Origin of the sequence: Hydrogenophaga palleronii NBRC 102513 (assembly GCF_001571225.1) — a bacterium.
Lineage (GTDB): Bacteria > Pseudomonadota > Gammaproteobacteria > Burkholderiales > Burkholderiaceae_C > Hydrogenophaga > Hydrogenophaga palleronii.
This window is the reverse complement of the sequence record NZ_BCTJ01000096.1, coordinates 1-1318: the sequence shown is the minus strand read 5'-3', so window position 1 is coordinate 1318 and position 1318 is coordinate 1. Positions and strand designations below refer to the sequence as shown.

Here is a 1318-nt window from a genome sequence, read left to right as displayed (position 1 = left end):
GGTTCAGGGCGGTTTCCATCTCGCCATGGCGTGATGGTGCAAAGGTTGGAACGGCACCGCGGCCCGTTTGGATGGTCCGCCGCGCAGCCGCGCGAAGGGCTTCGACGCGCATGATGGGCAAACCGAAAAAACAGGTGGGCGGGAGTCTGCACGAACAAGCTGTTGGTGCAGATTGCATCAGACAGCCGTGGCTTTGCGCCGCTGCGGGCCAGTTGAGAGGCCCCGGATTTTATGACGAGTTTCCGCGCGAGCGCACGAACGCCCGCCGGTTTGCCGGCGGGTTGATGGCGTGCGTTGGGTCAGCGGTGCGAGCGGTGTGTACGGGTCGTCGTTCACCAACGCAGCGTGTGTCGCCACACCCCCGCAAGACGCCGGCGCAGCCACGACGACGGCGGCAGCGCCTTGAGCACGCTCAACGCGCCGCTTGCACCCGCGCCTGCGCCAGCCACCGCTGCGCCAGGTTCACCAGAAAACTCGACCCCAGCGGCAGCACCTCGTCGTTGAAGTCGTAGCTCGGGTTGTGCACCAGGCAGGGGCCTGATCCGTGGCCGGGCAGGCGGTGGTCGCCGTCGCCGTTGCCGATGAAGGCGTAACAACCCGGCACGGCTTCGAGCATGAAGGAAAAATCTTCTGCCGCCATGATGGGCGTCTGCGTCACCACCTGGGCCGCGGGCAGCATGTCCAGCAGTACCTCGCGCGCGAACGCGGTTTCGGCTTCGTGGTTGATGGTGGACGGGTAGTTGCGGCGGAACTCGAACGTCACCTGGGCGCCGAACACCGCGCCCATCTGCTCGGCAATCTCGCGCATGCGCTGCTCGATCAGGTCCAGCGTCTCGGCCGTGTAGGCGCGCACCGTGCCCTGCATTTCGCATTGGTCGGGGATCACGTTGGGCACGTCGCCGGCGTGGAACATGGTGACGGAGATCACCGCCGTCTCCAGCGGCTTCTTGTTGCGGCTGATGACGGTCTGGAAGGCCTGCATGATCTGGCTCGCGACCACGATCGGGTCCACCGCCAGGTGCGGCATGGCGGCGTGGCCGCCCTTGCCCTTCACCGTCACCTTGAACTCGTTGTTGGACGCCAGCACCGGCCCGGGCGACACCGCCACCGTGCCGGCCGGGATGCCGGGCATGTTGTGCATGCCGAACACCGCTTCCATCGGGAACTGCTCGAACAGGCCGTCGCGCATCATCTCGCGCGCGCCGCCGCCGTGTTCTTCGGCCGGCTGGAAGATCAGGTACACGGTGCCGTCGAAGTCGCGGTGCTGCGCCAGGTACTGGGCGGCGCCGAGCAGCATGGTGGTGTGGCCGTCGTGGCC

At 66.9% G+C, this 1318-nt stretch carries 1 protein-coding gene; it reads right to left on the bottom strand.

What is annotated here, in order from left to right; translation table 11 throughout:
- Positions 1 to 412: 412 nt before the first annotated feature.
- A partial coding sequence (locus HPA01S_RS22405; protein WP_066273718.1) for an amidohydrolase occupies positions 413 to 1318 on the bottom strand: 906 nt, incomplete at its 5' end.